13 protein-coding genes and 4 tRNA genes are annotated in these 13518 nt (G+C 32.5%); 6 read left to right on the top strand and 11 right to left on the bottom strand.

Annotation, left to right across the window (positions count from 1 at the left end; translation table 11 throughout):
- Nucleotides 1-239 precede the first annotated feature (239 nt).
- The 3 genes from ACWVCY_RS02555 to ACWVCY_RS02545 are packed head-to-tail and all read left to right on the top strand — an operon-like array spanning nt 240 to nt 2118.
- Nucleotides 240-713 carry a hypothetical protein gene (locus ACWVCY_RS02555; protein ID WP_455140120.1) on the top strand — a complete coding sequence of 158 codons (474 nt, stop codon included), beginning with the start codon at nt 240-242 and terminating at the stop codon, nt 711-713.
- Nucleotides 714-726: 13 nt separating this feature from the next.
- On the top strand, nt 727-963 hold the full coding sequence (locus tag ACWVCY_RS02550; RefSeq protein ID WP_455140119.1) for a hypothetical protein: 237 nt from the start codon (nt 727-729) through the stop codon (nt 961-963).
- A 36-nt stretch (nt 964-999) separates the two neighbouring features.
- Nucleotides 1000-2118: a hypothetical protein gene (locus tag ACWVCY_RS02545; RefSeq protein ID WP_455140118.1), complete on the top strand. Its 1119-nt coding sequence runs from the start codon at nt 1000-1002 to the stop codon at nt 2116-2118.
- A gap of 12 nt (nt 2119-2130) precedes the next feature.
- Here ACWVCY_RS02545 and ACWVCY_RS02540 read toward each other — a convergent pair whose 3' ends face one another.
- Nucleotides 2131-3261, bottom strand: a complete 1131-nt coding sequence (locus tag ACWVCY_RS02540) for a radical SAM protein (RefSeq protein ID WP_455140117.1) — start codon at nt 3259-3261, stop codon at nt 2131-2133.
- 289 nt (nt 3262-3550) lie between these two features.
- Between ACWVCY_RS02540 and ACWVCY_RS02535 the strand changes: the two genes are divergently transcribed.
- Nucleotides 3551-3775, top strand: coding sequence for a hypothetical protein (locus ACWVCY_RS02535; protein ID WP_455140116.1), 225 nt, complete (start codon nt 3551-3553; stop codon nt 3773-3775).
- A gap of 78 nt (nt 3776-3853) precedes the next feature.
- On the opposite strand, the gene ACWVCY_RS02530 is transcribed toward ACWVCY_RS02535, so the two are convergent.
- The 8 genes from ACWVCY_RS02530 to ACWVCY_RS02495 all read right to left on the bottom strand — a co-directional run bounded on the left by ACWVCY_RS02530 (nt 3854) and on the right by ACWVCY_RS02495 (nt 9996).
- Nucleotides 3854-3957, bottom strand: a tRNA-Arg gene (locus tag ACWVCY_RS02530).
- Nucleotides 3958-3989: 32 nt separating this feature from the next.
- Nucleotides 3990-4094, bottom strand: a tRNA-Arg gene (locus ACWVCY_RS02525).
- Nucleotides 4095-4124: 30 nt separating this feature from the next.
- Nucleotides 4125-4202: transfer RNA gene (locus ACWVCY_RS02520), tRNA-Arg, on the bottom strand.
- A gap of 338 nt (nt 4203-4540) precedes the next feature.
- Nucleotides 4541-6457, bottom strand: coding sequence for an ATP-dependent protease LonB (gene lonB, locus ACWVCY_RS02515; protein ID WP_455140115.1), 1917 nt, complete (start codon nt 6455-6457; stop codon nt 4541-4543).
- Nucleotides 6458-6764: 307 nt separating this feature from the next.
- Nucleotides 6765-7901 carry a DNA methyltransferase gene (locus ACWVCY_RS02510; protein WP_455140114.1) on the bottom strand — a complete coding sequence of 379 codons (1137 nt, stop codon included), beginning with the start codon at nt 7899-7901 and terminating at the stop codon, nt 6765-6767.
- Nucleotides 7902-7947: 46 nt separating this feature from the next.
- Nucleotides 7948-9054: an AAA family ATPase gene (locus ACWVCY_RS02505; protein ID WP_455140113.1), complete on the bottom strand. Its 1107-nt coding sequence runs from the start codon at nt 9052-9054 to the stop codon at nt 7948-7950.
- Between the two features lie 260 nt (nt 9055-9314).
- A tRNA-Pro gene (locus ACWVCY_RS02500) sits at nt 9315-9419 on the bottom strand.
- A 208-nt stretch (nt 9420-9627) separates the two neighbouring features.
- Nucleotides 9628-9996: a hydrogenase maturation nickel metallochaperone HypA/HybF gene (locus ACWVCY_RS02495; protein ID WP_455140112.1), complete on the bottom strand. Its 369-nt coding sequence runs from the start codon at nt 9994-9996 to the stop codon at nt 9628-9630.
- Between the two features lie 171 nt (nt 9997-10167).
- On the opposite strand from ACWVCY_RS02495, the gene ftsZ reads away from it, so the two are divergent.
- Nucleotides 10168-11445, top strand: a complete 1278-nt coding sequence (gene ftsZ / locus ACWVCY_RS02490) for a cell division protein FtsZ (protein WP_455140111.1) — start codon at nt 10168-10170, stop codon at nt 11443-11445.
- A gap of 20 nt (nt 11446-11465) precedes the next feature.
- Here the strand turns inward: ftsZ and hypB are convergent, their stop codons facing one another.
- Together hypB and ACWVCY_RS02480 are read right to left on the bottom strand one after the other, a co-directional pair.
- Complete coding sequence (hypB, locus tag ACWVCY_RS02485; protein WP_455140110.1) at nt 11466-12122, bottom strand: hydrogenase nickel incorporation protein HypB; 657 nt, start codon at nt 12120-12122, stop codon at nt 11466-11468.
- Nucleotides 12123-12169: 47 nt separating this feature from the next.
- Nucleotides 12170-12655, bottom strand: coding sequence for a hypothetical protein (locus ACWVCY_RS02480; RefSeq protein ID WP_455140109.1), 486 nt, complete (start codon nt 12653-12655; stop codon nt 12170-12172).
- A 654-nt stretch (nt 12656-13309) separates the two neighbouring features.
- Here ACWVCY_RS02480 and ACWVCY_RS02475 point away from each other — a divergent pair.
- Nucleotides 13310-13518: hypothetical protein (locus tag ACWVCY_RS02475; RefSeq protein ID WP_455140108.1), on the top strand; the 209-nt coding region annotated here is incomplete at its 3' end.

Below are 13518 nucleotides of genomic sequence, written 5' to 3'. Positions count from 1 at the left end.
TCTTATCTAAAATTTAGGTGAAAAGAACAGCTTCCTTTATGATTATTATAAGGAGAACAAAAATTAATGCCATTCTTCAATTTATTTTCTTTATTAACTAATTATTTAATTAAAAGAAATACCCTAAATATCTTCTCTTATGATTATGGTAAAGGATTCGGATAGAAAATAGTATAAATACCGATAAGATGGGAGAACTAATTGAAGCTAAAACTCCTTAAAGGGTACAGTTTGGAGCAATGGATCAATTGGACATCGAAGATTTAGAAATCGACCTATATGTTATCTATGATCTAATCATTCGTGGAGCTGGACTAATTTGTTCTCATTGTGGAGCTAAGTTTTCTTTAGAAGACTTATATGAAGAAAAAATTGTACAAGGGGAAGAAGGATATCTGGGTCATGTCGATTGTTTGCTAAAATATGTTATGAAAAGCGAGCCAGTAATTTCAACAGGTTTAGCTTTTGGACTAGTTTCGGAATCTCATGTCCGTACAGAACTCCTTGAAAAACCTCTGGAATCTGTAATCCTCGATATTAGTCGTGCCTGCTCATTTAAAAAGCTCTCCCCATCAAATCGCACAGGAGAATGTTCTAAATACGTAGCTTCAGAAGCAATGCTTATTCAATCAAGGAATAACTTTAATTATGAGCTTCTATTAAACTATCTTGATGATATTATTCCTGATCCAATGTACTCTGATTTAAATTGAAGGAGAAATGAAAATGAAAATTGATTTATCTGATATCCCAGATTCTGATTTAATTGATGAAATAATTAAAACAATTAAAGATAAAGAAAATCTAAAACCAAAAAAAGAAGGAAAGACAATTGTTGTCAATAATCTTTCTTCCCGAAAAATAAAATTTTATGCAAAAAAAGTTCTTGGAAAAGCTGAATTACCTGGATTCTATCGTGTGGTTTCTGAAGGTGATCATTTCAAAGTATATTATAGAGAATAATTATTTCTTTATTTATTCCTTTTTTAGAGGCTTATGATGAAACTATCTGTTCATAATACATCTTGGGGGAGTAAGTACACAGGATCTTTATCGAAAGGTTGTAAACAATGTATCTCTGGGCAAAAATTAGTCGTTCTTGTCTCAACAGAATGTTCTAGTAAATGTTTTTATTGCCCTTTAAGTTTAGAGAGGAAAGCTTCCCCTTTCGCTTTTGCTAATGAAAGGCCAATCACAGAAATTGATGATCTTATTATAGAAATGACAATAATGGATGCAAAAGGAGCAAGTATGACTGGTGGAGATCCTTTAGAATCACATAGTTTTAATCAGACCCTTAATTTTTGTAAACTTCTTCGTTCAAAGTCGAAATCCTTTCATATCCATGTCTATACTAGGGGAAAAGAATTAGATGAATATAAGTTAACTGCTATTGCTCCTTATATTTCAGAAATTCGTTTTCATGTTAAAAACATTGAAAAAGACTTTAGGAGTATTGAATTGGCATTAAAAGCAAAATTAGATGTTGGGATTGAAGTACCAATAATCCCTACAAAAGGTATTAAATATTATCAAAAGTTGATTAAAAAGTTTGAAAAGCTTATTGAAGGAAAAAAATACTTCTATTTTATTAATTTCAATGAGTTGGAGGTAAGTGAAACTAATTATCGTAATTTATTGGCACATGGGTTAAAATGTGATCCCCACAATCAAGCTGCAGTAGCAGAAAGCTTTAAACTAGGGCATGAAATTGTGATATGGGCGAATTCAAATTCGAATGTTCCAGTTCATTTTTGTGCACTACGCACAAAAGATACAGTACAATTATCAAACCGTTTATATCGAATTGCCCAGTCTGTTCACCTTCCATCAGATGTAATAATTGAAAAAGGTATAGATAGAGGGTTATTAATCAGAGGGGTAATTGAATCCGAGTCTGATAATTTGAAAGAAATAAAAGAAACACTAATTACTGAATTTGAAGTTCCAGAGGAATGGGTACATTTAGATTCAAAAAAACATCGAATACTTACAAATGCAGGGGTATTAGAAGATCTCAAAGATGAATTACTAGTTTATTTCCCTAATTTAAAACTTGGAATAGCTGAAGAATATCCAACCTATGATCAACTTCAAACAACATATATCCCTTTATAATAAAAAATGTAGCTAAGAGACTTCTCGCCATAAAATACCCAATTTATCAGCATAGTTTCTAGCATCTTGCAATTCTTCTCCTTTAAGTCTCCGATTAAGATTTTGATAAACACTATTCCTGTGAATTTTATGCTCAGGTCTCCACTGACCCATAATATTTACAAAAGCTTGCTCGGTCTTTTGTGAACACCAATCTAAGATTGGAAAAGTATCCTTTGCAACCCTTTCAGGCATAACAAGGTGTCGAATTATCATTTCCTTAGTCCCAAAATCATAAGCTTGCTTGATATTACGTGTTGTAATTTCCCAATAGTTTTGGGCTTGAGTCATCTCATAAGCAAATTGGTTTTCATAGAACTTAAGATCTGGTAACCAAAAATCCATGATATCAACTATCAAATCCATACCCTCAGGACTGAGATACATGTTTGAGTTCCATAATTGGATTACATTTTCTTTGAAAAACGTTAATGACTTTAAAATATTATGTATATTCGGGGTAGGTTCACCTCCTACCCAATTAATGTTTTTTGCACCGTTCTTCGATAGATCTGCCATGATTTGGGATATAGATTGAGGATCAATGATTCTGCCTTCTTTCAATTTATTAATACTCCCCCATTCTTGAGAAATAGTCCAATTCTGACAGAAAATACACTTGAAAGTGCAACCTGTAAAGAAAATTGTTCCTGATGGAATCAAAGGGGGTTCTTCACCAATGTGTAAGAAAGCCGAGGTGATCACGCTTTCTGTAGATAAGCGACAAAACCCTCGCTGATTTTTTGTTCTATCTACACCGCAACTTCTTTCGCAAAAATGACAGTTATTTAATATAATACTGGCAATGTATACTTTTAAATCTAAAAATGAAATTTGAGGAGTTGGGATTTCTTTAAATGATAATTTTCCGTCTTGAACCTGGTGATTTAGTTTATTAAATGTTTTTCTGGTTTTCTTATGAATATCCCATAATTCTTGAATCGTAAAATTATTGAGTTTTTCTATACTAAGGGGGGTTTTCTTTGCAATCAAGTAATGAGCTATTTTTTTTCCATTTTGGACATCAAGATAGTGTTCAAAACGTTTTTTTATTGCTGGATTTTGTAAGATCGAATCATTTCTGAAGCTAACAATTCTAAACATTATCCTATCCCAAACAATTCTAATTAATCTTAAAATTCATAATTTTATTTTATTTTTTTAATTTTTATTTCAGTTTTTCATCAAAAAGCCTCAGTTTTTATAATAAAATAATAAACTAAAATATTACCTTGATTATTGTACTTTAAGGTTTAAATACTCGAGCTCTTATAAATCCCATAGAGATCTACTAAAAAATCGGTTAAAGGGATTAAGAAAAAGACTTCAATCCTTAACTAAAATCCATCATATAGAAAAAAAAAACAGAATTTCAAAATAAAAGGTGTAATATGTGGCAAGATGTCCTGAATGTAGTGGTGAAGCAAAATGGCAATCACCATTTTATGTATGTACGGTTTGTGGGTTAGCACTACGTCGTAGAGAATATGAACGTATGCATCATCGCCAGAAGACAGCCTTATGGGAAGCTCAACTAGACGATCAGGAAGATGAGCATGAAAAAAAGCGAAAAAAACATAAGGAATACGAGGATTGGTTTCTAGGATCAAAAAAGTAACAACAACCAAAATGAGACGTAGAACAAAAATTTAATAAAAATAAACCCTATAAGACTATTTTAACTAAATCAATTTGACGGGCCCTACGAGATTTGAACCCGCGACCTCTCTCGAGAAGATATGAATAACCAACTCTTTTGCTCCGGAGGCAAGCGCTCTGTCCATACTGAGCTAAGGGCCCTTGTTATATATTTAAATAAGATCATTGAAGAACGGACTCGAGGGGATTTGAACCCCCGAACCCTCTGCTTTCTCAACGAACTTTAGTAAATTTTCATATAGGAGGCAGATGCTCTATCCATGCTGAGCTACGAGTCCAAATTTCGTAATATATATTATTTAGGAAAATGGCGGATCCGAGGGGATTTGAACCCCCGGCCTGCGACTTAGAAGGCCGCCGCTCTGTCCATGCTGAGCTACGGATCCTGAATTTATACTAAACTGTGTGAATCCCTGCTTTATTGCAAATTAATCATTTTCTATTAATGATTTTTAATTTTTGTTTTTTTTAATAAATTGGGTCATTACCCAGCTTTTTTCTAGGAATCAATATAGAATCTTTTTATTGTGTCTTCTTTCATAATCATTAGAAAAATATATAGCTGGATTATGATAGCTATCAAACTTTGAACCAAGAATAGTTGATATTCTATTATTTTTTCTTAAATGCATCAATTTAAAATATTTAGATCATTGGAGAGAAGAATCAAATATGGAGCTTGATGAGTATCATATTGATGTCAAGCATTGGTAAAAATAACTATTTAACTAGGAAATCCTGTGGGATTTGAGGATGATGGAATTGACGCTTGTTTATGAGGTTGTTGGTTCAATGCAGCAGCTAGGTCCTTTTGATTCCATCCAATCAAGGCAATTGCAAATACTTCGTCAATATTTTCTACAGAAGTAATTTTAATTTTATCTTTTATTTTATCATCTAAAACAAGATCAGCTTCGTTAACCTTTGGAATTATGACCTCAGAAATGCCTTCTAGAGCAGCACCTTCTACTTTTGCCGTTATTCCTCCAACGGGTAAAACCTCACCTCGTACCGATAGAGATCCTGTCATTGCTAAATCCTGACGAACAGGTAGATTTAATAAGTCACTCATAATCGCAGTAGCTATTGTGATGCTTGCACTGTCTCCTTCAATGCCGCCATATGTTCCTAAAAATTGTATATGAACATCCATTTTTGATATGTTCTGACCTGTGTATTTTTTAATTAATGCAGAAACATTCTGCACGGATTCACGTGCAATAACTCGCAATTGACCTGTAGCAATAGTTCTTCCACCTACACCTTGAGCTACTGTCACTTGTGCTTCAATTGGGGTAATATGACCTCCTCTAGCACCACCAGCAGGATCAGATGAAACTGCAAGTCCATTTACCCTACCAAGCTTTCCTCCACTCGTGTTGATAACTTGATACTCTTTTTTATGTTCTACTTGTTTATCAGCTAATTGGTTCTCTAATGAACGGGCTAAATCACGTGCTGCATACACATGCCGAGGTTCAACAAAAGGAACACCTTCCTCTCTAGCAATATCTCCTGCAGCACGAATTAATCCACCCAAATCTCTTAAACGTAGAGATAAACGGTTTTTTCGCTCTGCTCGTTTTTTTGCTTCTAGAATAATAGCTAATACCGCACTTCGTGAGAAATGAGGAATTTTCCCATCTTTAACAATTTCTTGAGCCACAAAACGAACGAGTCTTCGACGGTTTTCCATATTATCAGGCATTGAGTGATTAACTGCAATTTCATATCCGTAACCACGAATTCTTGAACGTAAAGCTGGATGCATCCTCCGAACGGTATCTATATTTCCAGAAGCGACAAGAACAAAATCACAGGGAACGGCTTCAGTTCTCACCATAGCACCGCTAGATAGTTCAGATTGTCCTGTTATGGCTAGTTGTCTATCTTGCATTGCTGTAAGTAATTGTTGTTGTGTTTTCTGATTTAGAGTTGCTACTTCATCAATATAAAGAACTCCTTTATGAGATTTATGAATTAACCCAGCTTCTACACGATCATGAGCAGGAGTTCCCAAGCCTCCAGATTGAAAAGGATCGTGTCTAACATCACCTAATAGAGCTCCAGCATGAGCACCAGTAGCATCATTAAATGGTGCGCTAGTACTTTCTGAATTATCAACCAATAATTTTGGTACCAAATTTTCTCGTCTACTTCTAAATTGACCAATTACAAAAAATGCCACTAGGGCAACTAAAAATGCAAACAACAACTCTGTTGGAAACAAGAGAATCGCAATAATTATTATAAGAGCAGGAATTCCCAATAGGAGCATATTTCGTTGTTGGTCAGCTTTTCTTGCTAGTTGTTTATAATGGTCTACAATTTTTCTTCCCTCAAGAGCGGGAACTGTCATTATTCGAGGATTATGGGAGTCATTTTGATTTGGAAGGCACAATATATCTTCCAATTCCTCACGAGGTAATAATTCTGCCAGTGCTTGACCTAACATCGATTTTCCTGTCCCAGGATCCCCGATTAGTAAGACATTTCTTCTTTGGATTGCTGCTTTCTTAATAATTTCAACAGGTAGTTCTTGACCAATAACCTGATCGACTAACCTAGATGGGATGGGAATTTCTTGAGTTGTTTCGAAATCCATATCCACATCAATTGATTCTAGTTTTGTTACAGCCATTTATTCATTCCTGCATAATAGAAGATTGAAATTTGTTATTTTTCTTTTAAAAGGTTACTTGAATACTTTTAATCATCCATTAATCTGAATCTTATTGCATATAATTCTTTAATGATGATATTCCATCAATTAAAATCAAACTCAGATTACCTTTAAATGACTAGCTTTTATGTAACTGAATAATGCAATATTTTAGATATTTACCTTCAAATAAAATTTTAGTTTTTCAAATCATCCCTTTACATTATTTCTTGTTAATGTTTCATTAACAGGAATTATAAATTTTCTCTAAATAACTGAAAGAAAATTATTTCTTTACAAAAACTAATATTTTTCGAGTTAATGATCTATGTACATACTGGTAGAATATATATACTGAGGCATGCAAGATCTCTGAAGCTTGCTCTTCAATTTCCAAGTTGGCAGGGATTGCTAACACAACACGTTGATTTGAAGAAAGAATAGGAGATATTTCTTTAAAAAACCTTATTATTAATTTAGAAAGAGATATCCCTTTAGTAGAAGCTGCTGTTCCATATGGAGGATCTGTAACTACTCCTGAAATACTCCCTTTTGAAATACATATATTTAGAGCATCTCCATGTATCAATGATGTAATTTTTGAATATTCAAAAAATTTTAGATTCTGAAACGCCCCCCAAACGATTCTTTTATCTATTTCAATACCAATCGACCTAATTCCCATCCGTGCAGCTTCCATAACTCCTCCACCAGACCCACAAAATGGGTCAAGCATCAAATCATTTGATTTTAAGGCAGCAAGATTAATCATAGTTCTTAGCAAAATGGGATTCATTGAGCTTGGATGAAAAAAAGGACGTGTATGAGCTGTTCTTTTTCTAACTTCCTTACGTAATGAAGATCCTATAAGAACTCCAAACCAAAATCCATACTCACTAATAATACCTAAAAATTTTTCATCGGGATTTCGCAAGTTTACCTTTTTTTGAGGATATAATGCTTGAATTTTAGCTCCCAAATTCCTAGATAATTCTAATGTTATTGATTTATCTTTTAGAAATCCTTTAGGTATACCTATTCGCTTAATAATTATCCCAAATGATTTTTCTGGATTTTGAATATATATGTTAGATTTGTGAACTTGTCTATACAAATCAGAATACGATTTAATACCATACTTTATGAAATCTAAATTTAAACTTCTTTTAAAACAAACATGAACCTGTGTCAATCGATCTAAAAGATCTTCAACGATTTTTTGAGCATCTATTTGTCTAGTATTGATACTCAAAGTAAGCTCAATAATTCGTTTATCCGAAAATATATTAATAGCATATTCTTTGAATTGTCCTTTTGCTAAAACATTAAAAACAGTCTGAAATTCGAATTCAGCTAATTCAGGATTTTCACCAGAAAGTAAAAAATAAAATATTAAGTTAGAAAGATCTAGATCTGATTCCAAAATTTAAACTCCTAATTGTAATAAGGATGAGGATCTTGATTAAATCTTATGAATAATGGTTTAATGACTCATCAAGAATTTTATTTTTTTTCAATACCTCAATTAAATCAGACATATTAATAGATTTTTTATCATTAAGAACTGCAGAATGAATTGCATTCTTAATAATTTTCTCTTTGAGATCTCTAGCTGACCAACCATGAGTTTTTTCCACGACAGTTTTCCAGTGAATTTTAATAAAGGGAATTGGTGATGTTGAAGCATATTTCTTTAGGATTTGCATTCTTTCATCCATATCTGGGATTTTAAATTCAATAAGTTGCTCAAATCGACTTAAAATGGCTGCATCTAAAAGTTCAGGCTGATTAGTTGAACCAATTGTGATGATACCTTCATTACGTTCGATACCATCTAATTCACCAAGTAGAGCACTAACGAGCTCAATAACGTCTCCTCGGATACTTTGATAATTACGCTTTAATCCTATCGTGTCTAACTCATCTATAAAAACAATTGATGGCGATTTTTGCTTAGCATCAATGTAAAGTTTTTGAATTTTCCGTGCACCATCACCAACGTACATTCCAAGTAGATCACTTGCCTTAACTAAAAACATTGGAAAATCTGATTCTTGAGCAAGTGCTCTTGCCATCATGGTCTTACCATTACCAGGTGGCCCCCAAAATAAAATATTCCGTGGTGCCCATTCAGAACGCATCAGTTTTTCAGAGGCTAGGAATTTAGCAATGACTTTACATTTTTCTTTTGCGGTATCTTGACCTACAATGTCAATAAAATGAGTATTATCAGTCTTTTGGATTATAGGAGGTTCTGGTTCCTGTTCAGATATCAGACTTATTTCAGTTTTTTCAGTTATCTGTGATGATTCAGGTTCGACAGTGATTGCACGAAAAGCATAATCTGGAAATAGGAGAGAATCAAATAAAAAACTTCCTTTTTGAACAACTAACCCAATCCATTGACTTCTTGCATATTGCTGAAATAATGTTGGATCATCAGTTGTCAAAAAAGGAGTAAGTTCTTCACCTGCTCGTAAAGGATAACCTACTGGCTTAAGAACTAATGTGATAGCCTTTTTCGCTTTTTCAGGAAGAGTATCTTGTTTAGGAAGAATTTTCGGTTGATATTCCACTTACTATGTTCGTCTCCTATTGTTTTATTTCAAATCAATATTGATTACTAGACTTTCATATCCTTTTTCAAATAGTTTAGTCAAATCTTCAACATCTTATTGAAATGATAAATTCCTAATAAAATATGTATTTATTGTAGATAATATTATAATAAAGAATGAAATCATAGTTCTATTAAAAAAAGGCATTCTAATTCTTTTATCATAATAATAGATAGATTGAGAATATGAAAATAAAGGAGAGGAAATATAAAATGGAGTGGGTTCGAGGGGACTTTCAAGAAAATTCTTGTTGAACTTTCTATTTGAACCCCCGGGCTCGCGCGCCCCAGGCGCGGATCCTAGCCAAACTAGACCACGAACCCATGAATTTTTAATTCTTGTTACAGGATAAATTCGTTTGAAGTACCTATAAATTAATTTATTCGCATTTAATATCCAGTAAAAGACAATTAACTGTGAAAAAATAAATATTATATACTTATCTTATGCTCTACATTAAATTATTGTCTAAAGGAAAACTAACTAAAATGTCTTTTGAAGTATCTAAAGTTATTCATCCAATTAATTTGTTTAAACGATAATTGAGTCAATTACAGTTTCAGTACCTGAAAGGATTTCAGTTTTATAACTTTTACACTTTGGACATTGAAAAATAGGAGCTAATTCATTATGATCTTGTGGGAGATTTTCAATTTTGCCTTCAAAATTACAATTTAAACATTTCAATTCACCTGGAACCCATTCAATTTGCAATTCGGTTTTTTCAGTCATTTTTATACTTTTTTGCACAATTTCAAAACAAAATCTAAATTGATCTTCTTGGATTAATGCAAAGGCACCAAATTTTAAGATAATCTTTTTAATCTTAGTAAAATCTTTTTGTTTTGCAACAGAAACAATTGTTTCTAACACAGTCTGTGCTAAGGAAAATTCGTGCATTATTTTTCAAAAATAAGTAATTCAAGAAGTTTTAAAGAAAATTGTGGTTTGAATAAAAAAAATGAGTTCTTTGTTAGTTAATTTAAAATCTAAGCATATTATGAGAATATTACATCTGCCTTTATTTTTTTTGTCGGTTATCCTCATATGAAAAGAAGGAAGGCATAACTAATGCAATCTATCTATCGTGAGTATAAAGAAGCCCTAAATGGCTCTGGATCCTTTAAAAATCTCGGTAATAACCAACAAGAACCAGTATCTCGATATAATACCCCTCCACCTCAAGTTGATTCTGAAATCGCCAATATTTTAATGGAAAGATTACCTAGAGTCCAAGTTATAGGAGTGGGAGGTGCTGGTAATAATGCAGTCTATAGATTGATGAACTCTGGTGTAGAAGCTGAGTGTGTTGCAGTAAATACTGACGCACAACATTTATTATCTACGAGAGCCCATAAAAAATTGCTGATAGGTAAAGATTCTTCAAGAGGATTTGGCGCAGGGAATAATCCTGATATCGGTGAAACTGCTGCACGAGAATCTTTAGATGATATAAAAAATATGCTTCAAGCTAATATGGTTTTTATTACTTGTGGTTTAGGAGGTGGAACAGGAACAGGAGCTGCTCCTGTTATAGCTAAACAAGCGAAAGAGAATGGTGCATTAACTGTTTCTATATGTACACTACCCTTTGAAATGGAAGGACTCAAAAGATATGAAAATGCTGTTAAAGGCCTTAAAAAATTGAAAGAAACCTCTGATACCGTAATAGTAGTTCCTAATGAAAAACTTCTCCAATTATCTGAAGAAATTACAATGATGGCTGCGTTTCGTATTGCTGATGAAGTTTTACTTAGATCTGTAAAAGCAATCACTGAATTAATTACCAGGCCGCAGCTGATCAACCTTGATTTTGCTGATGTCCGAAAAATTTTAACTAAAGGGGGAATGGCGATGATAGGTTTAGGAGAATCTGACCATCAAACCACAAAAGTTGATGATGCAGTTTTTGAATCTTTAAGGAACCCCCTATTAGATGACCTTGATATAAGTCGAGCAAAAAAATGTTTAATTTGTGTTTCTGGCGGAGAAGGATTAGCCTTAAAAGATGCGGAAGAAGCTGTTATGAAAATTGCGACTGAAATCGATGATTCAGCAGAAATAATTTGGGGTGCTTCAATAGACCCAGAATTAAGCAATAAGATTCGAGTGATCGTCGTTTTAAGTGATGTTCATTCTCCTCTTACAGATTCAGGAGGTTATTATTATCCAAAAGGAGAATTGGACTCATTACTAGAAGATATTGATTCTCCATTCTCAATAATTTCTTCACAAAAAGGTAAAAAGTCTGAACCAAAACGTGGTTTTCCTTCTGCTAGATTTGTAATTGATGATGATTCGCCTGTTGCGCAAGGAAAACCAAAGAAACGATTTTTAGGTCTTTTTTGAATAATACCTTTCCTTCTTTATTACTGAACTTTTAGACCTAACCGTTTAGCAAATGACTCCATTCCCTCTCCTGATTTTGTACTGGTGGGATAGATTTCTAAATGAGGATAAAGGTCATAAGCCTTAGCTATTACATCACTTAAGTCAATATCCATAACTCTAGCTAAATCAATTTTATTAATTACTGCTAATTGACTTAATTTAAAAGTTATAGGATGTTTCTGAAAAACATACGGACCCTCTGTTACACTTGTAACGGTTACCTTTAGATCAGCCCCAATATCTGTAGCAGATGGACATATTAAATTTCCTACATTTTCCACAAAAATTATTCCATAATCATTTAGATTTATTCCCTCGAGAGCTTTTTCAATTTGAAAGGCCATTAAATGACAACCTCTACCTGTATTAATTTGTAAACATGTCCCACCAAACCGCCCAATTCGTTGTGCATCAATATCTGTTGCTAAATCACCATTGATTACTAGAATATTTTGAAATTTTATGTAATTTTGTGTAAAATATTCTAAAATTGAGGTTTTTCCAGATCCAACGCTTCCCATTATATCAATCATAGGGATTTCGAATTTTATTCTTTTTTCCCTAATTCGATTAGCGATTTTGTCATTTTCTTCTTGAATTTTTCGATCAAGTTCAATAATCCGAACATTAGCCATACAAATCAGCTCAAAGTTTCTAAAAATTCGCTAAATCAAAATATATCTTATTTGATAAAACAATCTATACGATGATTTCTGGAATTTAACACACATTGAAACACACATGATTTTTGAAGAGGGAAAATCTGAATTTCATTAAATTCCCAATTTATTCGTATTAAATGCCCAACAAATCCATTTTTTTCAACTTGAGGCTCACCTTGCATAATAACTGGAGTATTATCATCTTTACTAACAAAGATGATATTATTTTGTCTTGTTAAACCACGTAAGGCTTCATCTAACTGATTTAATTCTTCTCGGATTTCAAAACCGTTTGGTATCCATTTGATCCTAAGCCGAATTCCTTTTACTATTATTTGCTGAAATGAAATCAGTTTCACCCCGGATAAGATGAAACCCACTTTTTCAGGTTCATTTGTTGATTCAAATTCCTTGTATCCTGAAACTTGAAATCCTGCGGAAGTTTTCTCCAGTTCTGTGTCTCTTAGACAAGAGATTTTACTTACTTCAATTTTTTTGGGTGACACCTAATATTCCTCATCTTTCTTAAGCAACATCTAGAAATCTAACATCAGGAAAGAAAACAGACTGTATGATATTTTAAAGAGTCATTAATTTTCATATGATATCAATTTATTCATTAGCCTTTCCTTTTTGAGAATCTTAAAATTCCTGAAATACAAATATAAAAGACTTAAATTGTCAGAGAATTAACAATATCAACATCATAGCTTGTAGAGTTATCTATCATCAGTTTAGAAAACAAGAAAAAGAGTTATTTGTAAAAAATTTTTGGAAAAATTCTCAGAATAGAGAAAAAACATTAAAAATATAATATTATCAATTTTTGAACTTATTTTACTAGAGTATTTTGAAAAAAACTGTAAAAATATTAGCTATTTATACAAACTACTCTTTCTTATTGATTTATTAGCAATAATGAACAAGAAAACAAATTAGGATAATCCCCCTAGAAAATAACTATAGATTTTATCTGGTACAAAATATATAAATATTATATCTGATTTGATTTGTAATTAATCAATCTGCAAAAGTATTCAACTATTCTTTGGTTTGTCTATTAATTAAACTAAATAGTTCAATCACAAGGAAATATTAATTTAAAAAACTTTTAAGATAAATAACAGATTTTGTTAAATAAATAATTTTGGAGATAAAATTTGGTTCCTATCCATTTTCTACTTAACACAGAGGGAAAAAAACATTCAAATGGTACTTTTCATCCTGAATCAGCCCAAAGAATCGAAGTAGTTGAATCGTGGCTCTCAACACAGAGCAATCCAAATATCACCTATGGATATAATAATATAGAGGCCTCAAGAGAAGATATAGAAATTATACATTCATCAAATCATTATGATTTAATTAA

The sequence above is a fragment of the Candidatus Hodarchaeum mangrovi genome (assembly GCF_975850365.1).
This window is presented reverse-complemented; position numbering and strand designations above follow the sequence as displayed.